The following is a 20947-nucleotide window of genomic DNA, read 5'->3' on the forward strand; positions in this document are numbered from 1 at the left end:
AACAAAATTACAGATTATCGAATAGAATAAGTCTTTAATCTTTTCTCTTTGTTCTTTCTTCTATTTTCACCACTCTCATTTCATCATTAATACTTTTTACATTAATACATAAAAAAAACATTTCACAAAATATACAACACAAAACAATATGGAATACAGAACATTAGGAAACAGTGATTTAAAAGTTTCAGCGATCACTTTTGGAGCTTGGGCTGCAGGAGGCTGGATGTGGGGAAGCACGGACAGGAAAGAGGCTGTGGAAGCCATTAAAGCGTCTTACGAGGCTGGAGTAACCTCTATTGATACTGCTCCTATTTATGGACAGGGAACCAGTGAAGAGATTGTTGGAGAGGCAATTAAAGAATTCCCGCGTGATCAGGTTCAGATTCTTACCAAATTCGGAATGCGATGGGATCTGGAAAAAGGGGATTTTGCAATGAATAGTTATGATAATGAAGGTAATGCCATAGACATTTATAAGTACGCAGGAAAAGAAAGTATCATCTATGAATGTGAACAGAGCTTAAAAAGATTAGGAACCGACTATATCGATTTATATCAGATTCATTGGCCTGATTCTACCACGCCTATTGTTGAAACGTTTGAAGCTGTTTCCAGATTGATAGAACAAGGAAAGGTGCGTTTTGCGGGGGTATGTAATTATACAGCGTCACAAATGCAGCAGGCTGAAAGGTCAGTTCCTTTGGTATCAAACCAGATTCCTTTCAGTATGGTCAACCGTGGGATTGAAGGAGAAACAGTTCCTTATTGCATCGAACATAACAAATCGATTTTGGCTTACAGCCCATTGGAAAGAGGTTTGCTGACGGGGAAAATTCATCCGGGATACGAATTTAAACATGGAGATCACAGGGCTAATCTGCCTCATTTTCAACCTGAGTTTGTTAAAAAAACAAATGATCTTTTAGACAAAATAAAACCTATTGCTGACAGGCATGATGCCAGTTTGGGACAATTGGTATTAAGGTGGACTATCGAAAGACCCGGAATTACTGTTGCCTTAGCCGGAGCAAGAAATGCAGAACAGGCCGTTCAGAACGCTGAAGCCATTTATATCAAATTAAGTAATGAAGAGCTGAGAACAATTGATGAACTGGTGAATGTTTTTTAGGGATTAGGGATTAGGGATTAGGGATTAGGGATTAGGGATTAGGGACAAAATTACAGATTATCGAATATAGTAAGTCTTTCTTCTCTACCCTCATTTCATCATTAATACTTTTTACATGAATACGCCAGTACATTCATAAATACATTTTACAACAAAATACAAAATAAAAACATGGAACAGGAAAAATTAGGATTTATAGGATTGGGGAATATGGGACACCCTATGGCCAAAAACTTAGAAAAGGCAGGGTTTCCGCTTTCTGTATATAACAGGACGATTGAGAAAGCTGAGGATTTCAAGGCAAAATCAGCAGTATTCAATACTGTTTCAGAATTGGTTAAAAACAGTGATGTTATTTTTACCATGCTGACTAATGATGCAGCTGTAAGAGCAGTGTATGAAGAAATTTTCTCTACAGATATTCATGGAAAATTGTTTGTCGATATGAGTACGATTTCTCCTGAAGCAAGCAATGATATTGCCTCTGCTGTTAAAATAAAAGAAGCAGAATTTATTGATGCTCCTGTAGCAGGAAGTACGAAACCAGCAGCAGAAGGAACACTGATCATTATGGTAGGTGGTGAAGAAAAAGATCTTCAGCGGGCAGAACCATATTTAGAAAAGATGGGAAAGACCATTAAACACCTGGGAGGAAACGGTAAAGGAATTGCAGCTAAGTTATCCGTTAATTATTTTATTTCAACGCTTTATCAGGGGCTGGCTGAAACGATACTATTTTCAGATAAACTAGGTATCGAACGAAAGGAGATGCTTGACATCATTAATGAAAGTGCCAGCGGAAGCGGAGCTACAAAAGTAAAAACACCTTTATTAGTTAATAATGAATATGAACCTGCCTTTGCTTTGGACCTGATGTTGAAAGATATTCTTTTGGCTAATAAGGCGGGAGCAGATTATCCTCTATCCAAGACTTTGATAGAAACCTATCAGGCTGCCCATGATGCAGGACTTGGAAACGATGATGTCATTGGGATTATCAATTACCTGAAAAAATAATATCATATGGATACAGATACGGCAATTTTCAAAGGAGACCTCTGGACTGCTAAGAAAGTGGGAACTACCTATATCGTTAGTGTAAAAAATAAATCCAGTATTCTGGAGGCATTGACTGATTTTGTAAAAAACCAGAAAATCCAGTCCGGTGAAGTAACGGGAATCGGAGCGGTAAGCGAGGCAACACTGCGTTTTTTTCAACCGTCAACAAAACAATATGTAGATAAAACTTTCCATGAACAAATGGAAGTATCCAATATCTCAGGAAATGTTTCACAGGCAGAGGGGCAACCACTACTCCATTTGCATATTACTTTGGGCAGAGAAGACTATACCCCTTTGGCAGGACATCTTTTAGATGCTAAAATACGAGGTGCCGGAGAATTTATTTTCTATCCGTTAGATGCGAAGATGATCAAAGCTAAAGATGAAGAGGCCGGCATTAATTTATATGATTTTAAAAAATAGAAATTAATTTAAACTCTACAATCAAAAAGGCTTGCTTATTAATAATAAAGCAAGCCTTTTAATATATATTAAGTACTAATAGCTATAATAGAATATCTTGTATCAATACACTCTATTTTTCATTCGCCTTATCAATACAATCCTTACAATAAGCAGACTTCCATAGATCATACCGCTGGGCTTGTATTTTGAGTCGTTTGCTAAAATCTTCAAAATTTTTATGTTCAGGCTGAGACCATAATACTTCACTGATTGCTGAAAGCCGCGGGAAAATCATATACTCCACTTTTTTGGGCGTTGACATATATTCCGTCCATACATTGGCCTGACCACCAATAATATATTTTTGTTCTTCAACACTTAGGTTAAGCTCTTTTGAAAGAGGTTCATAGCCATACACTTTTTCCAAAGGCAGAAAGCCTCCAATGACTAAAGAATCCTCATTCTTTTTCTGAGCATAATCAAGATAAGCATAGGTTGTAGGTGTCATAATAACTTTATGCTGTTTTTTGGCTGCTTCAACTCCTCCTTTTTCTCCTCTCCAACTCATCACCGTGGCATTTGGAGCTAATCCACCTTCCAGTATTTCATCCCAGCCAATGATTTCTCTACCTTTAGAATTCAGGTGCTTTTCTATACGCTGGATAAAGTAACTCTGCAATTCGTGTTCGTCCTTGAGATTCTTTTCCTTGATGAGTTTTTGACAAAAATCTGAACGTTTCCAGAAATCTTTAGGGCATTCATCACCTCCAATATGGATATATTTTGATGGAAAAAGTGATATTACTTCATCCAAAACGTTTTCTAAAAAGCCAAAAGTATACTCACTAGGACAAAATACATCTTTATAGACGCCCCATGCCTGAACGACCTGCTTACCCTCTTTTGATGGGCCCCACGGAATATCCTGTTTAATGGTAGAATAGGTTGATTCTTGAGGAAAACAACTCAGTTCAGGATAGGCAGCAATAGCAGCAGAGGCATGCCCCGGCATTTCAATTTCAGGAATAACGGTGATATAACGATCAGCAGCATATTGTACAATTTCTTTTACTTGTTCCTGAGTATAATATCCACAATTGCGCTGGTTATCGGAAGCTTTCCCGGGGTGATGACCTATAATAGTAGCGTCTCTGCAGCCCCCAACCTGAGTGAGTTTAGGGTATTTTTTAATTTCGATCCTCCAGCCCTGATCATCTGTGAGATGCCAATGAAATGTATTCATTTTATGAAGTGCAATGAAATCAATATATTTCTTTATAAAATCTATGCTGAAAAAGTGGCGGCTCACATCTAACATTAACCCACGATAGGAAAAGCGAGGGGCATCTGAAATCTCTACTTGCGGAACGTTCAATACCTTTGAAGCCTGTACAGGTAATAGCTGTATCAGGGATTGAATGCCATAAAAAACGCCCGTCTTATCATTTCCGGTAATAACTATCCGATCGTTTTCTACTTTTAATTGGTAGGTACCTTCTACAGATTCTTTTACAGCTTTTTCCTGCAGGAGTATGATGTTTTTGCTTTGTGATTTTTTGGCCGTACCTAATGAAAAGCCATAGTATTCTTTCAAGTAACTGTTTAAAAAGGCTGCAGATTTAGATAGTTCTCCAGATTCTGTCACTATTTTCGTTTCAGGAGTTATCCTGAAAGTTCCTGTCTTAACGTCTAGTTTTTCGGGTTGAGGAATAATACTTACCTGTTGAGCAGAAAGTGTCGCCAGGTTTATCCATACCAACATGAGAATGATTAAATTTTTTTTCATAAGTTACGTTTGATATTTTATTAAAAATAAAATATTTTTTCCAAAAGTCAGTCAACAGTGAAGTATTATTTGTTCTTTTTTTATGATCTTTTGAAAAATATTCTTTCTTATTTGTCTGAAATATAAATGATGGTGCCGTTTTTAATTTTTCAATAGCTGTTCAACTTCCAATCTCTTCAATCTAGACAAATTCTTTGTATATTTATGAGAGCCTTATTACCCAATATTAACTTTCCATCGGTAAAAAGGAATTGAAAGGATGTCAAAAATTACGATAAAACAAATTGCAGAAACTTTAGGACTCTCTGTGTCTTCAATTTCTAAAGCTTTAAATGACAGCTATGAAATCAGTGAAGAAACAAAAAAGAGAGTTCGGGACTATGCGAAAGAGCATAATTATAAACCCAATCGTTTAGCCAAAAGTTTAAAAGGAGGTCATTCCAATACTATTGGTGTTGTCGTGTGCTCCATTAATAATATTTTTGTTTCTCAGATTTTGGATGGCATACAAAAGGCTTCTTATGAAACCGAATATGATATCATTGTCATGCAAAGCCATGAAAATATAGAAAATGAAAAGTCATGTATTGAAGCATTATTGAATAAAGGAGTGGATGGTATTTTACTGGCTCCGGTCAGTGAAACCTCAAACACAGAATATCTATGCAAAATTAACTCTGAAATTTGTCCTATTGTTTTGTTTGATCGTTTTAATCCTTCCCTAGATACTATAAAAGTGGGCGTCAATGAATATAAAGGAGCGCTGCAGGCGACACAACATCTCATCAGAATTAACCGAAAGAAAATATTATTTATTACAGGGAGCCAATTTGGAGAAAATAACCCAAGGATTCAAGGGTATAAAAAAGCATTAAAAACGCTGGATATTCCTTTTAACAATAAATTGATGCTCGCTTGCAACCTTGAAAATAATGAAATTCTGAACAGGCAAATCTCAGAAGCTATTACGGAGTTATTAAAATCAAAAGTAAAACCTAATGCCATATTTGGAGCTACCGGTGTGATTAGCATACAGGTACTTGGAATTTTAGCTCAGATGAAAATAAAAGTACCCGATGAAATAGCAGTTATTGGATTCTCAAATTTTGATATGCCTTTTGCGCTCAATCCTCCTTTATCAAGTATACGTCAACCCACACAAGAAATTGGTTTTATGGCCCTTACCAAGCTTGTTGATTTGCTCAACATGGAAAAGCACAAAAGACAAAGAGCTTGTGAAACTATTTTGCTGGATACAACGATCGATTTTCGTAAATCTACGGACTTGTAATTTCTTCTAGCCGGATAATTTTTGTTTTCGGAACCAGTAATTTCATAATGGTCCAGGCGATAATGTAAGCAACGGCACAAGCTGAAAAGACCAGAGTATATCCAAAATTAGCATCTCCAATCAGTTTATAATAATCAAAGATTTTGCCCACGAAGAAAGAAACGAGTGCTCCACCCATTGCTCCTGCCATTCCCCCAATTCCCGTGACACTGGCCGTGGCTGCTTTGGGAAACATATCTGAAACGGTAGTATATACATTGGCAGACCAGGCTTGATGTGCTGAAGCTGCCAACCCAATTAAAATTACCGGAAACCAATACGAAATTCCGGATAAAGGCTGAACTAAAAAAAGAACGATCAACGGGATTAATGAAATATAGAACATGGCGCGCATGCGTCCCTCATACGGAGAAAGTCCTTTATTAATAAAATGTATGGGAAGCCATCCTCCGCAAATGCTTCCAACCATAGTCATGGTATATAATACGCTTAGAGGAAGCATCATCTCTGCTGAGGAAAGATTAAACTGCTTGTGAAGGTAAGACGGTAACCAAAATAAGAAAAACCACCATACTCCATCGGTTAAAAATTTCGCCAGTGAATAAGACCAGGTTTGATTAAATGTCAGGAGTTTTAGCCATGAAATCTTATACTTTTTTGTCTCTTCAATGGGGAGGTCAGAAGCTGAATCTGCCAGAATGTACTTGAGTTCTTCTGATGATAATCTTTTTTGCTTTTCCGGTGTATCATAAAAAATAAGCCATAAGATTAACCAGAAAAATCCCAGAGAGCCAATGATGATAAAAGCACTTTGCCAACCATAATAATGGGCTAGTAAAGGAACCGTAAGTGGTGCAAGAATAGCCCCGATATTGGAACCCGAATTAAATATTCCGGTAGCCAAAGCACGTTCTTTTTTTGGAAAATATTCTGCCGTTGCTTTAATAGCTGCAGGGAAATTAGCAGATTCTCCCATACCAAGAACTAAACGTGCTATAATAAAGCCTGTCACAGAAATAGAAAGTCCGCCCAGTCCGATGAATCCTAATATTTGTACTGCAACTTCTCCCATTGGGATGGCGAATGCATGAATAATAGCACCGACAGACCAGATAATCAAAGCAATAGCATACCCCTTTTTTGTTCCTAATTTATCGACAAATCTTCCTGCCAATAGCATGAAAAAAGCATAAGACAGCTGAAAAATAGCGGTAATGGTTCCATAATCAGAATTGGACCAATTAAATTTTTCTTCCAGAATAGGATGAAGCAAACTTAAAACCTGCCGGTCAAGATAGTTGATCGTTGTTCCGAAAAAAAGTAATGCACAAATCACCCATCTGTAGTTCCCTATCCTATTGTTTTCCATGGTTTTTACAGATTAAAATAATGTTTAGCATTTCGATAGCAAATGTCTTCGATGATAGATCCGATAAAAGGAACATCATATGGGATATATCCTTTTTTAATATCATTCGCCAGGAGATTACAAAGAAGTCTGCGGAAATACTCATGTCGGGAATAGGAAACAAATGACCTTGAATCGGTAAGCATTCCTATGAAAGTACTGAGCAAACCTACATTCGAAAGTTCATTCAGTTGTTGCATCATTCCATCGAGATGGTCCGAAAACCACCATGCAGATCCAAACTGTATTTTTCCTTTAATGCTGTTCCCTTGAAAATTACCTGTCATTGCTGCAAACAAAGCATTATCAGACGGATTAAGATTGTAAATAATGGTTTTAGCCAGTCTTTCCTGAATATCCATATGGCTTAGAAAAAAGGAAAGCTGCTGAGCCTGAGCATAGTCTCCAATGGAGTCATACCCTTTATCAGTGCCCAAAACCTTAGCCTTATAAATATTTCCGTTACGAAGGGCACCAAGATGGAATTGCTGTACCCATCCTTTGTCATGATATAACTTACATAGTTCTGTGAGAACATAGAATGTGAAACTTGTATGAATTTTTTTGGCTTGAGTATCATCACCCTGCAATACCTCTTGAAAAACCTGATCGACCTCTTCTATTGTAAAATGATGGGGCACTGGCATAGAAGGAAAGCTATGGTCGGATGAAACACAACCTGCCAGATGAAAATAATCAATTCTTTTTTCAAGTGCGGCTATTAATGATTCAAAATTATGAATGCTTACTTTGCTAACCAATTCCAATTGCTTAATATAGCTTCTGTAACGATCTCCAAAGTCGATCGCAAAAACTTTATCCGGGCGGAAAGAAGGAAGTACATTAACGCTGTATCCTTCTTCTTTTAGTTTTTGGTGATCTTCTAGCGAGTCGATAGGATCATCAGTCGTTCCCTGCATTTTCACATTAAAATGCTGTACAATAGCTCTTGGCTTAAATGTTTCGCCCTGTAATTGTTCTAATGTCTGATCATAGATTCGATCTGCAGTATCCGGATTGAGTAATTCTTTGATTCCAAAAGGATTTTTAAGCTCCATATGAGTCCAGTGAAACAAAGGGTTTCTTACGGTATACGGAACAACTTCTGCCCACTTTCTAAACTTTTCTCTGGGACTGGCTTCCCCGGTAATGAAATGTTCTTCAACACCAAAAGCCCTCATAGCCCGCCATTTATAATGATCTCCCCGAAGCCAGAGCTCAGTTATGTTTTCAAATGGTTGATTTTCAGCTAAAATATGAGGCGATAAATGAGAATGATAATCGATAATAGGTTGCGGAGCAGCAAAATTAAAATAGAGTGTTTCCGCTAAATATGATTCTAAAATAAAATTATTTTGTAAGAAGTATTCCATATAAATAATGTTGATTATAGGCCTAAAATACCAAGTTCGAGTCCGCGTAATTCTGCCAATCCACGCAATCTGCCAATCGCGGAATAGCCGGGATTGGTTGTTTTATTCATATCGTCCATCATTTGATGTCCGTGATCAGGTCTGAATGGGATCGGGGTATTTCTTTTTTGATTTTCAATAGTAATCGCCTTCATAATCCTGTACATATTTACATCACCATCCAAATGATCTGCTTCGTAAAAACTTCCGATATCATCCTTTTTGACATTACGGAGATGTATAAAATTCACTCGGTTTTTGACCAGATCAAAAAGCTCGAGAATATTGTTTTGTGGGCTTGCAGCCAATGATCCGGTACAGAAGCAGATGCCATTAAACTCTTCTTTTACAGCATCTAACAGATATTCAAAATCTTTTTTATGACTCAAGATTCTTGGCAAACCCAGAATGGAGTAAGGCGGATCATCAGGATGAATGGTCATTTTTATTCCCTCAGCTATACAAACAGGAGCAATGAATTCCAGGAAATATTTTAAATTGGATCGTAATCCTTCCGTTCCGATATTTCTGTACACCGCTATATTTTGTTTAAGATGGTCCAGGGTGATATTATGTTCTCCCGGAATTCCCATTAAAATAGTATCAGAAAGAAGTTGAGTTTGTTCGGCGGTAATGCTCTTCTTTTTATCCTCTACTGCTCTTAAGATCGTATCTGAATAATCGCTGCTGGCGCTCTCCCTTTGCAATATGTAAATATCAAAATAGGCAAGATCGATCCAATTGAAGTATAAGGCCTTCGATCCATCTTTCATCTCCAAATCCAATTGTGTTCTTGTCCAATCCAAAACCGGCATAAAATTATAGCAAACAGTTTTGATACCGCAAGCACTTAAGTTGATTAGTGTTTCACAATAGTTTTTCAGATATTGTTCTGAATCTGCTGAACGGGTTTTTATGGCTTCATGGACAGGTACGCTTTCAACAACAGACCAGCTTAGCCCAGCGGATGCTATCATTTTTTTTCTTAGAATGATTTCCTCTTGGGTCCATACTTCACCATGGGGAATATGATGTAATGCCGTTACAATTCCTGTTGCACCGGTTTGCTTTACATCTTCTAAGGATACCGGATCTTGTGGACCGTACCACCTCCAGGTTTGTTCCAGTTTATTCATAGTTTTCATTGTATTTTAAATACCGCTCCAGGCACTGAATCCACCATCCACAAATATGGTTTCTCCATTGACAAATGCTGATGCATTGCTTAGCAGATAAACCAGTGTTCCTTGTAGTTCTGTAGGATGTCCAAGCCTTGAGAAAGGCGTATGATCAATAAATTTTTGGGCTCTTAAAGTATAGTTTCCGCTATCATCCATAAGAAGGTTTTTGTTTTGTGCAGTTAGGAATACACCAGGAGCAATAGCGTTCATTCTTACATGATCTCCATAACGGAGTGATAACTCTGTTGCCATCCATTTCGTATACCCTTCAATACCATTTTTGGCAATAGTATATCCCAACACACGGGTCAAAGAACGGTCTGCAGCTAAAGAAGAAATGTTGACAATAGACCCCTTTCCTTGTTCTGCGATCACCTGACCCAAAATATGAGTGGGAATCATAGTACCATAAAGATTGAGTTCAATTGCTTTTTTAATACTATTCATATCTAAAGAAAATAAATCTTGTTCAGGTCCTAATGTTGAACCTGTGATATTTCCGCCTGCAGCATTAACCAATCCGTCTATTGTCCCGAATTTTGCTAAAATTTCCTCTTTGGCTCTTAGCATATCTTCTTCATTTAAAACATTTCCTATGACGATCAACGCTTCAGAACCTAAATTTTCTGCTAATGCTTTACGTTCATTTGCTTTCTCTTCAGATTGCCCCATGATAACCACTTTGGCACCGGCTTCTGCTACTGCAGAAACAAAAGCTTCTCCCAAAATTCCTGTGGCTCCTGTGATCACGATAACCTGATCTTTTAATGAAAATTCATTTAATATTCCCATCGGCTAATGTATTATGTACAAGTTGTAATATTAAATACAAATTTTTATTTCAGTCGTATTTTTTTTAATTACCTACTAAAACGTATTCGTAACTTTTTGTTCATATATTTTTAATTAGCGTTAGAGATCTCTATTTTTAATTCATAAATATTTGAATTTTTATGCACAGAGTACTTTCATTTGGAGAACTACTTTTAAGATTTGAAACCTATACCAACCCGAAAGAATTTGAAGGTCCTACTGATTTATTTAAGATGTATCCGGGAGGATCAGAAGCCAATGTTGCTGTTACATTAGCTGCTTTGAACATTCCGGTTTCTTATTTTACAGTAGTTCCTGATCATGGAATGGCGAAGGATGTTTTGGAGGAATTAAAAAACAGAGGAATTGATACTTCCAGAGTTTTGTTAGAAGGAGATCGGATCGGTTTATATTTCCTACAAGGAAGCAATGGTCTGACGACGGGCAACGTAGTTTATGACCGGAAGTTTTCTTCATTTTATAATATGGATGAGAGTTCCATAGATTGGGATCAATTGTTTGAAGGACATACCTGGTTTCATTGGACCGCCATAACACCTGCTCTATCGGAAAGATGGATGTGCCTGATGAAAAAAGTTCTAGAAGAAGCTCGAAAAAGAAGCTTGTTTATTTCAGTGGACCTTAATTACCGCAGCAGATTATGGGATTTTGGAATAGCGCCGCGGCAGGTAATGCCCGAATTGGTGTCATTTTGTGATTTGATCATGGGAAACATTTGGGCATCTCATATAATGTTGGGAACTCCTATACAAGAAGACTTTAACAGGAATACTTCTAAGCAAGAGTATCATACTTTCGCTGAAAAAATAAGCCAGGAACTCTTTCATCAATTTCCACAATGCAATCATATCGCCCATACGTTTAGATTTATGGACGATCCAAAGCATAATTTGCTTTATGGAACCTATCATACGCGCGACGGAAGCTGGATTTCCGGGACGCATGAAACAAAGGAACTAATAGACCGGATTGGAAGTGGAGACGCCTTTATGGGTGGATTGATTGCCGGCCTTTGTAAAGGCTATGGCTCCCAGGAAATAATAGAGTCTGCTACGGCTTCAGGATTCCGTAAATTATTTGTTGCCGGTGATTTTCATGAGTAATCAATTCAGGCTAAAAAAATAAGATTAAAGGATTAGAAGTAGGAAGATGGATGTTGGAAGTTAATATTGGGCGGATAATTTTTTGTAGTTAGTGTAAAACTTGATTAAGCAGACTTTAAAAAATTAATAAAACCGAGTTATTATTGTTCTTTCAGACCTCGATAACCCTCCTCAATCCTGAACCAGATTAAATAATATTATAATAAATTAAATATGGATGCTATTATAAAAACCATCGAGACCTACCCTATTATTCCTATATACTACCATGATGATCCGGGAAAATGTATTGAAGCTCTGGAGAGATCCTATCTCGCCGGAATCCGGGTTTTTGAATTTGTCAACCGTGGAGAAAAATCCCAAGAAAACTTTAAGAAATTAATAGATTACCGCAATACCTACGCAAAGGAAATGATTCTTGGGATCGGTACTATTATGTCGAAGGTTCAGGCAGGAGCTTTCATTGGATTAGATGCAGATTTCCTGGTGAGTCCTGTCGTACTTCCAGAAATCGCGATGGTTGCCGAAGCCCATAATAAAATCTGGATTCCCGGAGCAATGACACCAACCGAAATTGCCTTAGGCTCAAATCTTGGAGCAAAGATGATCAAAATATTTCCGGCCAGTGTAGTAGGAACCTCTTTTCTAAAAGGAATTAAACCTTTATTTCCCCATTTGAAATTTATGGTTACCGGCGGAATAGCATCTGAAGCTGAAGTGATTAAAAATTGGTTGACTGCAGGAGCTTCGGCCGTAGGGTTAGGTGAAGCTTTATTGAAGCAATTACAAAATCCTGAAGAATTTCATAAGCTTATTAGTCAATTCATCCTATAAAATGATTAAGCTGATTAGGGTCTCTGATTATAGTATAAAAAAACACAGAAAATTGTATGAGAAAACTAATTTTAGCCTTTTTTATCGCATTCCTCTTTCATGATTTAGAAGGACAACAAATGTTGCGTTTAACTCAAAATTGGGAATACCTTAAAGGTGATTTGGGAGGAATTTATGAAGCTGTCAGACCTGTAAAGGCAGGAACTCCGGAAACCGTCCCTATATGGAAAAACGTAACTCTACCCCATTCTTTCAATGCAACAGATGCTGTAGATCCTGATGTCAATTATTATCAAGGACCAGGATGGTACCGGACGCAGCTTACGATCGATAATCCATATAAAAACGGGCGAACTCTCCTTCACTTTGAAGGAGCCGGTCAAAAAACCCAGGTCTATATATATGATATGAAAGTAGCAGAGCATGTAGGAGGTTACGATGAATGGATCGCGGATATTACTGAAGCTGTAGAAGCTTTTCGTAAAAGCCCCGTATTCCAAAAGCAATTTAAAGGTAGAATTCCTGTAGAAATCCGTTGTGATAACTCCAGGGATTTGGAAATGATCCCTTCCAATCTTTCTGACTTTAATATCTATGGTGGTTTATACCGTTACCTGAACCTGGTGTATGTTCCTCAGGTTTCAGCAGAAAGAGTTTCCGCTCTAGCAAGTGTTGATGCCAAGGGAGCACAAGGAAAATTAAAGATTGGTACCAAACTATTGAACCCTGATGGAATAGATACTATTTTAGTTAAAATTGAAATTAAAGATGCACAAGGAAAGCTTATTAACAGCTGGAATAAAGAGGTAAAAGCATTTTATGGGAACAAAGACCTCTGGGAAACGACGATAAAGAATCCTAAATTGTGGTCCCCGGAAAATCCTAATCTCTATACCATAGAAACCAAGATTACAGCTAAAGGTGAAACGGCAATTCATCAAGAAAAAATAGGATTCAGAAACTTTGAATTCGTTAAAAAAGGGCCTTTTCTACTGAACGGCAAAAGACTACTACTAAGGGGTACCCACCGCCATGAAGACCATGCGGGGGTAGCAGCAGCAATGACAGAGGATCAGATTCGGGAGGAAATGATACTGATGAAAAATATGGGGGTTAACTTTATCCGCCTTGGTCATTATCAGCAATCCAGAATCATATTGGAACTTTGCGACAGCTTAGGAATTCTCGTTTGGGAAGAAATTCCATGGTGCAGAGGTGGCTTAGGTGGAGAATCCTATAAAAACCAGGCGAGAACTATGCTGACCAACATGATAGAACAACACGATAACCATCCCTCCATTATTATCTGGGGAATGGGAAATGAAAACGACTGGCCGGGAGATTTCAATGAATTTAATCAGCATAAGATCAGAGAATTCATGAAAGAATTGAATGACCTTTCTCATCACCTGGATCCATCCAGAAAAACAGCGATCAGAAGGTGTGACTTCTGTAAAGATATTGTAGATATTTATTCTCCATCCATTTGGGCGGGATGGTATCGTGGGGTTTATACAGAATACAAAGAGGCTTCGAGGCAGGAGTTTGAAAAAGTAGATCGTTTCCTTCATGCAGAATGGGGCGGCGATAACCATGCAGGAAGACATTCTGAAAATCCAGACAATGCTTTAAGTAAGATAAAAATGGGTAAAGGAACAGATGAAAGAGCGGGTGACGCTTCTTTATTCGGTGGTAGTGCCAGAGTTTCCAAAGATGGAGATTGGAGTGAAAGTTATATGGTTAACCTGATCGATTGGCATTTAAAGGAGCAGGAAACGATGCCATGGTTAACCGGTGCTGCGTATTGGCCTTTTAAAGATTTCTCTACGCCGGTACGTCCGGACAATCCTATTCCTTATGTGAATCAGAAGGGTGTGATTGAAAGAGATTTCACTAAGAAGGAAGCGTATTATGTATTTCAGTCTTACTGGACCAAAGAACCGATGGTCCATATCTATGGACATTCATGGCCGGTAAGATGGGGTGACGTAGATGAACAGAAAATGATAAAAGTATACGCTAACCTTGATGAAGTTGAGCTCTTTCTGAATGGCAAAAGTCTGGGCAAAAAGAAACGTAATTCTCAAGATTTTCCTGCAGCAGGTTTAAGATGGATAGCCCCCTTCGTACAAGGTAACAATACCATCAAAGCAATAGGAAAGAAAGATGGTAAGTTATTGAGTGATGAGATTATCCAAGAATATCAGACTGCAAAGTGGGATCAGCCGGCTAAGATGATTTTAGAAAAAGTATCTGAAAAAGATGATATCACTCTGATCCGGGTAAGAATTCTAGATAAAAACAATATTTTGTGTCTGGATGCTAAAAATATAGTGACTTTCGGTTTGACTGGAGATGGTGAGCTTATCGATGATTTGGGAACTGCCCGTGGTTCGCGTAAAGTACAGGCAGGAAATGGAAGAGCAGAAATCAGCATTAAACTGAATAAAGGAAAAAGCGTAGCGAGTGTAAAAGCTGATGGCCTTGCTTCCGCATTTATTGAACTTTAAATATGTAAAATGAAATTGATCCGATGTTTAATTTTAGGAGTTCTCTCCATTTGTGGTAATGCATATGCTCAAAGTAATGACCCTCTGAGATTATGGTATGATCGACCTGCTACAGTATGGGAGGAGGCTCTCCCTTTAGGAAATGGTAAAACCGGGGCAATGGTATATGGTCGTGTAGGCAGAGAACGTATTGCTTTAAACGATAATACCCTATGGTCGGGTTTTCCTTCTGATGGAAATAACCCGGATGGTCCCAAAATACTTCCTCAGGTAAGAACAGCAATTGATGAAGAACAATATGATCGGGCAGCTATGCTATGGAAGAAGATGCAAGGCCCCTATTCGGCCAGATATCTTTCTCTTGGAGAGCTGTTTCTTAAATTTAACCATTTAGATACCATTCCTGAGCATTATCAAAGGGAGCTAAATCTTCAAAATGCTATTTCTACTGTAAGATATAGTTTAAACGGGATCAGCTATAAAAGAGAAATATTGACCAGCTTCCCCGGGAAAGCATTAATAATGAGAATTACAGCAGACAAGCCGGGCTCGATTAGCTTTACTGCAGGTCTGTTGAGTAAACTTCGTTTTCAAACGAAAGTCTCCGGTACAAACGAACTGACCCTGAAAGGAAAAGCTCCAAAGTTTGTAGCCAACAGGAGTTATGAACCTGAGCAAATCATATATGATGAAAAAGAAGGAATGACGTTTCAAATTTGCCTTAAAATTAAAAATGAAGGCGGCTCCCTTACTGAAAGCGAAAATCAGCTTACGGTTAAAAATGCCAATGCTGTTACCATCTATTTAACCGAAGCGACAAGTTTCAATGGATTTGATAAATCTCCGGGATTAGAGGGAAAGGATCCGGCTATAGAGTCTCAAGACTATATGAATCAGGTCTTTTCTCAAAGTTTTGAAAAACTAAAAACACAACACATCAATGATTATCAGGAGCTATTTAATCGGGTGAAGTTTAATCTTTCGTCGAATCCTGCTGCAGAAAAACAAACAACAGACAAGCGTTTGAAACAATATGCAAAAGATAAAAATGATCAGGGATTACAGGTGCTATACTATCAGTTTGGCAGATATCTGATGATTGCTTCCTCTCGTCCAGGGTCAAGACCATCTAACCTTCAAGGGATCTGGAATGACCATATACAACCACCATGGGGAAGTAATTACACCATTAATATTAACACAGAAATGAACTATTGGCCAGCTGAGAACACCAACCTCTCTGAATGTCATCTTCCTTTATTAGATTTTATAAAAGAGCTATCAGTGAATGGCGCCAGGACAGCAAAAGTGAATTATAATATAGATAAAGGCTGGGTAGCCCATCACAACTCCGATCTTTGGGCCAAGACTTCCCCTGCAGGAAATTATGATACTGATAAGACATACTACCCTGCTGCCTTTTCTTGGCAAATGGGTGGTGCATGGCTAAGTCTGCATTTATTTGAACATTATCAGTTTAATCGCGATCAACAATTTTTAAAAGATACGGCCTACCCTTTAATGAAAGGTGCTGCTATCTTTATGCTACAGTGGCTGGTGAAAGATAGAAAAAGTGGATATCTGGTAACCAACCCTTCGACTTCTCCTGAAAATCTGATTAAGATCGACGGAAAAGAATACGCTTTATCTATGGCTTCAACCATGGACATGTCTATTCTAAGGGAACTCTTTACTGCTTTAATTCAAAGTGCAGAAATTCTTAAAACAGACCTGGCATTTAGAGGAGAGTTAATCACAGCACGGGAGAAACTATATCCTTTTCAGATAGGTCAGTACGGACAACTTCAGGAATGGTACCGGGATTGGGATGATCCAAAGGATAAGCACCGTCATATTTCTCACTTGTTCAGCTTATTCCCGGGAAATCAAATCTCTGTTTTTAAAACTCCCGAACTGGCGAGTGCTGCAAAACAAAGCCTCATTTACAGAGGAGATGTGAGTACAGGATGGTCTATGGCATGGAAAATCAATTGGTGGGCAAGATTACAAGATGGCAACCATGCTTATAAAATACTGGAAGATGCCTTCACCTATGTTGATCCTACATTATCTAAAACACAAGGACGTGGTGGAACTTATCCCAATCTCTTTGATGCTCATCCCCCATTTCAGATTGATGGTAATTTCGGCGCAACTGCAGGAATTACAGAAATGTTATTACAAAGTCATGATGACATGATCAGTTTATTACCGGCATTGCCGCAAGCCTGGAAAGAAGGTCATATTAATGGTATCAAAGCCAGAGGAAATTTTATATTAGATATTGCCTGGAAAGAAGGAAAGCTAAGCTCTGCCTTCATAAAATCAGAAGCAGGAGAAACTTGCAGGCTCAGAACTTTGCAGCGGGTTAAAGTGGTCGAGGTAAAAACAGGTGAAGGCACCTATGAAAAGGGAAAGGTATTATTACAGAAAGACTGGACTCCACCTTATCAGAACCATCCAAAATCTGCATTACAGAAACTTGATATAGAGCCCGGGTATATATTGGATTTCAAAACAGAGAAAGGAAAAACCTATCAGATTATAGTTTTGTAAGTACTGTATTGAGAGATTCATAATAAAGTTGATCCTTACTTTACAAAGCTTTATTTAAACCAGCATAAAGCGCTGGGAACCCCACAAAGTTGTCAATAAATTAATACCTACTCGATAATTAGGCTGAGTAGAAGCCTTTTTATGTAAACTATTTGGGTTTAAAAAGGTTATTCTCCTTTATTTTATTTTCGAAAAATGATATTTGATACACTGTTAATATTTCATTAATAATTCTGTAATAATAGTAAATACGGGTTAAAGTATCTGATCATGAATACTATAACGTTTTCGTGAAAATATTTTTCAATTATTATTAATAACATACTGGTATTGAATTTATTATGCATGATTTTGTATTCTGGGATAACAATACAGGTAGTGGGAATTACTCTATAAAATAATAACGGATACAATAATTTGTATTATTGATAATTAACACTTCTTTTAAGAAGTAATAAACCAATGTATCATGAAAAAAAATGTATTTTTTACAATTTCGTTGTTGTTTTTACTAGCTGGAGATCATGTTTTATTTGCCGCAAATAATTCGACAAATAGTATCGATAACCCAAGCATAACAAATCCGGCTGTTTATAGTAATATAATTGAACTGCAACAGGTTCCGAGTACAGAGACGGAAATAAAAAGGCTGAGACAGGTACAGAAAAAATTTGATCATATTGTTACAGGTTTTTATCTTCCGGCAGGAAAAACACTAAAGCTCAATGTTGAAATTCTGACTCCGGCTTTGGATAACCGTATGCCGACTGTGGTTATCGGAACGAGAGTCAAAAATGGCTCGAATGTAAAAGAAATAGCTTTACAATCAGGAGAAAATATCATTTCTTCTAACCAACATTCCGGTGGAATTATTTACCTCAGGTATATTGCCAATAATGACAATGCTACAGGAAAAGCCAGAATTACTTTTGCACAAACCGGAAGCGAACATGTAAGACATCCGTATTATATTTTAGGAAGTACTACCACCGATGAGTTTAAGCAACAAGTAGCCAACTATGCTTATACAGAGGTGATATTTGCCAATAAAAATGCAATTGTGGTTGTGAATAAAGCCAGTGCAGAAAAATACTCTTTTACCAATTATAACAATAGACCTCACAATATAGATGAATGGCTGAAAGGGATAGAGAAAATATTCGATGCACAGAGAGATATAAGCGGAGTCAGTGCAAACGATCCTAATCCGCTCCATAAGCCTATGAATATCAATCATAGAAACTTGATGGTGGAAGCTACCACTGGCTATATGTTTGCCACAGATTACGGATCCGGCTACAATGGTAATAATGATGGGGCTATGCAAAGATTGTTGACTCAATATCATATAGAAAATAATCCTTGGGGAATTTCTCACGAGTTAGGGCACCAGAATCAACAGAGTGCTTACAAACCCGGAGAGTATACAGAAACTACCGTCAATTTTTATTCTATGGCGGTGATGAGAAGTCTCTTTGGTGCCAATTGGCAAAAATGGGATCAGTCTGTATGGGATAGAGTCCACAACAATTGGTTTCCTCAGCCAGATGCGAACCGTAATTATTGGGGAAGCGAAATCGGAAATGTTTATCAGAATGTTAATGAAAGCCGTTTAATATTTTTAGCACAACTGCAATATATTTTTGGAGATGAGCTCACTAAACTATTACACAGAATAACGAGAGAAGAAGAAAAAGATGGCAGTAGTAATGATGAAAGGAAGTTCTACTTTTTATACAAAGTCATGGAGATTTCCGGATATGATCTTCGGGATCTGTATTACAAATGGGGACTTTTTCTCACGCCTTATTATCAGGAGAAAGTAGACCAGCTTGTTGCTCAAAAGCAGCTTCCTAAACCTCCTTATAATGACAACCTTTATCTGGTAACCCCCTACTCTTCACCAGATCCTGGAATGAGCTATCCCCTACCTTTAATAGGAATTAAAAATTCTTCTCCTGCTCTACCCGACACTCAACCGGCAGATCAGCTCGCATCGAAACTGAAATACTGTAACTACGAAAGCAAAAACGGAGAGATTACAGACCTAAGGGATGGTAAAAAATATGCCTATAAACGTTATGGAAATACGGATTGGTTTATGGAAAATCTAAACTGGAACGGATATGATGGAAGCAATTCAGCAACCAATAATACCGTAGGTATCGCGACTCCTGAAGATCCACAAGGAGCAGTATATGGAAGGTATTATCCTACCAATGCCCGCGTTGCTTCTGCTAATTGGTGTCCTAGTGGATGGAGTGTTGCCAATACCCAAGACTGGAGGGACTTATTCACGAGCATTAAGCAAGAATATTATACTACTGATGACCAACTTGCTCCTATTATGAAATGTGGAGAAGACCGGGATAATATAGCTGACGGGCTTTGGGCAAAAGGCCCCATGGCGAATCATAAGGTCAATGCCAATACCGTAGGGTTCAATGCTCTTCCTGCAGGGGTGTATAATAATGATCAACAATCCTATGATGGTGGTGATCAAGTGGGTATGAAAGCTAGTTTTATAGACCAATCATCAACTTGGAATCATAACTTCACTACAGCGGAAACCAATACATGGGGCAATACAAACAGAAATTCAAGACACCATGCTTCTATTCGTTGTGTGAGACCTACTCTGCATGCTATAGAAGCAACTTTTAATGAGGTTCCTTCTTCTATCCCCGGAAAAATCGAAGCAGAAAACTTTAACAAAGGAGGTCAGAATATGGCTTATTACGATTCAACTCCGGGCAATCAATATAATAAATACAGAACGGATGAGGATGTAGATATTGATGACAGTACCGATGCTGATAATGGTTTTTCTGTAAAATCAATTACTAATGGAGAATATTTAAGATATTTTGTCCATATCAAAACTGCAGGGTATTATGACATCGGATATCGTGTTGTAGCTCCAGCCGGAGGTACCATCGACTTTAGTATTCCAACGCAAAATATTTCGTACAAAAAAACATTAGCTCCGATACATCCTGCCAAAAAGGGTCAACCAGCAAAATATGCAGATCAAATAAGCAATAAAGTATGGCTTGACGAAGGCTTACAAAATATTAAACTGGCTTTCTCTGGTCTGGAAAATAAAGAAATGACACTCAACTATTTTGAAATTCAACCTGAAGGGACTCTGAAAGCAACAGAAGACGGAAATGAATCTTCTCACCATCATAAAATAGAAGTATACCCTAACCCTGCCAAAGAAGTGGTCAATATAAAGCTTCCTGCTGTACAAAAGGGCACTATAAAAATATATAATGTATGGGGTAAACTTGTAAGATCTTCAGAAATCGATCAGAGAAGTCGTACGACGGCGATTGATATCAATAGCTTACTTAAAGGCCCATATTTTATTTACATACAATCAGAAGCTAATATCATCATTTCAAAGTTTATTAAGCATTAAATCATAGGC

At 37.9% G+C, this 20947-nt stretch carries 14 protein-coding genes; 9 read left to right on the top strand and 5 right to left on the bottom strand.

All coding sequences use genetic code 11. The annotated features are described in order from the left end of the window. Positions 1–148 precede the first annotated feature (148 nt). From CJF12_RS04255 to CJF12_RS04265, 3 genes are all read left to right on the top strand, one after another. Positions 149–1132, top strand: a complete 984-nt coding sequence (locus CJF12_RS04255) for an aldo/keto reductase (protein WP_034685405.1) — start codon at positions 149–151, stop codon at positions 1130–1132. Between the two features lie 171 nt (positions 1133–1303). Next, positions 1304–2149, top strand: a complete 846-nt coding sequence (locus CJF12_RS04260; RefSeq protein ID WP_034685404.1) for an NAD(P)-dependent oxidoreductase — start codon at positions 1304–1306, stop codon at positions 2147–2149. 6 nt (positions 2150–2155) lie between these two features. Beyond that, a complete protein-coding gene (locus CJF12_RS04265) occupies positions 2156–2617 on the top strand; it encodes a PPC domain-containing DNA-binding protein (protein ID WP_034685403.1) in 462 nt (153 codons plus the stop codon). Positions 2618–2729: 112 nt separating this feature from the next. Here the strand turns inward: CJF12_RS04265 and CJF12_RS04270 are convergent, their stop codons facing one another. After that, entirely contained in the window at positions 2730–4385 is a 1656-nt protein-coding gene (locus CJF12_RS04270) for a beta-N-acetylhexosaminidase (RefSeq protein WP_034685402.1), read from the bottom strand. Positions 4386–4644: 259 nt separating this feature from the next. Here CJF12_RS04270 and CJF12_RS04275 point away from each other — a divergent pair, with 259 nt between their 5' ends. Continuing rightward, positions 4645–5676: a LacI family DNA-binding transcriptional regulator gene (locus CJF12_RS04275; RefSeq protein ID WP_034685401.1), complete on the top strand. Its 1032-nt coding sequence runs from the start codon at positions 4645–4647 to the stop codon at positions 5674–5676. Here the strand turns inward: CJF12_RS04275 and CJF12_RS04280 are convergent. Genes CJF12_RS04280 through CJF12_RS04295 form a run of 4 tightly spaced genes read right to left on the bottom strand, consistent with a single transcriptional unit; the run spans position 5663 to position 10469 of the window. Further along, positions 5663–7045: an MFS transporter gene (locus CJF12_RS04280; RefSeq protein WP_034685400.1), complete on the bottom strand. Its 1383-nt coding sequence runs from the start codon at positions 7043–7045 to the stop codon at positions 5663–5665. The genes CJF12_RS04275 and CJF12_RS04280 overlap by 14 nt on opposite strands. Positions 7046–7050: 5 nt before the next feature. Next, a complete protein-coding gene (gene uxaC / locus CJF12_RS04285; RefSeq protein ID WP_034685399.1) occupies positions 7051–8457 on the bottom strand; it encodes a glucuronate isomerase in 1407 nt (468 codons plus the stop codon). Positions 8458–8471: 14 nt separating this feature from the next. Next, positions 8472–9632 carry a mannonate dehydratase gene (gene uxuA, locus CJF12_RS04290; protein WP_034685430.1) on the bottom strand — a complete coding sequence of 387 codons (1161 nt, stop codon included), beginning with the start codon at positions 9630–9632 and terminating at the stop codon, positions 8472–8474. A gap of 15 nt (positions 9633–9647) precedes the next feature. Beyond that, the gene (locus tag CJF12_RS04295) at positions 9648–10469 is read right to left on the bottom strand and encodes an SDR family oxidoreductase (RefSeq protein ID WP_034685398.1); all 822 of its coding nucleotides are present in this window, start codon (positions 10467–10469) and stop codon (positions 9648–9650) included. A 161-nt stretch (positions 10470–10630) separates the two neighbouring features. On the opposite strand from CJF12_RS04295, the gene CJF12_RS04300 reads away from it, so the two are divergent. The 5 genes from CJF12_RS04300 to CJF12_RS04320 all read left to right on the top strand — a co-directional run bounded on the left by CJF12_RS04300 (position 10631) and on the right by CJF12_RS04320 (position 20938). Further along, a complete protein-coding gene (locus CJF12_RS04300; protein WP_034685397.1) occupies positions 10631–11614 on the top strand; it encodes a sugar kinase in 984 nt (327 codons plus the stop codon). Positions 11615–11827: 213 nt separating this feature from the next. Continuing rightward, entirely contained in the window at positions 11828–12448 is a 621-nt protein-coding gene (locus CJF12_RS04305; RefSeq protein WP_034685396.1) for a bifunctional 4-hydroxy-2-oxoglutarate aldolase/2-dehydro-3-deoxy-phosphogluconate aldolase, read from the top strand. Between the two features lie 56 nt (positions 12449–12504). After that, complete coding sequence (locus CJF12_RS04310; RefSeq protein ID WP_034685395.1) at positions 12505–14958, top strand: glycoside hydrolase family 2 TIM barrel-domain containing protein; 2454 nt, start codon at positions 12505–12507, stop codon at positions 14956–14958. A gap of 9 nt (positions 14959–14967) precedes the next feature. Continuing rightward, complete coding sequence (locus tag CJF12_RS04315; RefSeq protein ID WP_034685394.1) at positions 14968–17514, top strand: glycoside hydrolase family 95 protein; 2547 nt, start codon at positions 14968–14970, stop codon at positions 17512–17514. A 469-nt stretch (positions 17515–17983) separates the two neighbouring features. Next, the gene (locus CJF12_RS04320) at positions 17984–20938 is read left to right on the top strand and encodes a M60 family metallopeptidase (RefSeq protein WP_084675652.1); all 2955 of its coding nucleotides are present in this window, start codon (positions 17984–17986) and stop codon (positions 20936–20938) included. Positions 20939–20947 lie beyond the last annotated feature (9 nt).

Origin of the sequence: Chryseobacterium piperi (assembly GCF_002285635.2) — a bacterium.
GTDB classification, from domain to species: domain Bacteria; phylum Bacteroidota; class Bacteroidia; order Flavobacteriales; family Weeksellaceae; genus Chryseobacterium; species Chryseobacterium piperi.

Coding starts and splice junctions, on each gene's coding strand:
- CJF12_RS04255 (WP_034685405.1), top strand. CDS start 149: ATGGAATACAGAACATTAGGAAACAGTGATTTAAAAGTTTCAGCGATC.
- CJF12_RS04260 (WP_034685404.1), top strand. CDS start 1,304: ATGGAACAGGAAAAATTAGGATTTATAGGATTGGGGAATATGGGACAC.
- CJF12_RS04265 (WP_034685403.1), top strand. CDS start 2,156: ATGGATACAGATACGGCAATTTTCAAAGGAGACCTCTGGACTGCTAAG.
- CJF12_RS04270 (WP_034685402.1), bottom strand. CDS start 4,385: ATGAAAAAAAATTTAATCATTCTCATGTTGGTATGGATAAACCTGGCG.
- CJF12_RS04275 (WP_034685401.1), top strand. CDS start 4,645: ATGTCAAAAATTACGATAAAACAAATTGCAGAAACTTTAGGACTCTCT.
- CJF12_RS04280 (WP_034685400.1), bottom strand. CDS start 7,045: ATGGAAAACAATAGGATAGGGAACTACAGATGGGTGATTTGTGCATTA.
- uxaC (WP_034685399.1), bottom strand. CDS start 8,457: ATGGAATACTTCTTACAAAATAATTTTATTTTAGAATCATATTTAGCG.
- uxuA (WP_034685430.1), bottom strand. CDS start 9,632: ATGAATAAACTGGAACAAACCTGGAGGTGGTACGGTCCACAAGATCCG.
- CJF12_RS04295 (WP_034685398.1), bottom strand. CDS start 10,469: ATGGGAATATTAAATGAATTTTCATTAAAAGATCAGGTTATCGTGATC.
- CJF12_RS04300 (WP_034685397.1), top strand. CDS start 10,631: ATGCACAGAGTACTTTCATTTGGAGAACTACTTTTAAGATTTGAAACC.
- CJF12_RS04305 (WP_034685396.1), top strand. CDS start 11,828: ATGGATGCTATTATAAAAACCATCGAGACCTACCCTATTATTCCTATA.
- CJF12_RS04310 (WP_034685395.1), top strand. CDS start 12,505: ATGAGAAAACTAATTTTAGCCTTTTTTATCGCATTCCTCTTTCATGAT.
- CJF12_RS04315 (WP_034685394.1), top strand. CDS start 14,968: ATGAAATTGATCCGATGTTTAATTTTAGGAGTTCTCTCCATTTGTGGT.
- CJF12_RS04320 (WP_084675652.1), top strand. CDS start 17,984: ATGAAAAAAAATGTATTTTTTACAATTTCGTTGTTGTTTTTACTAGCT.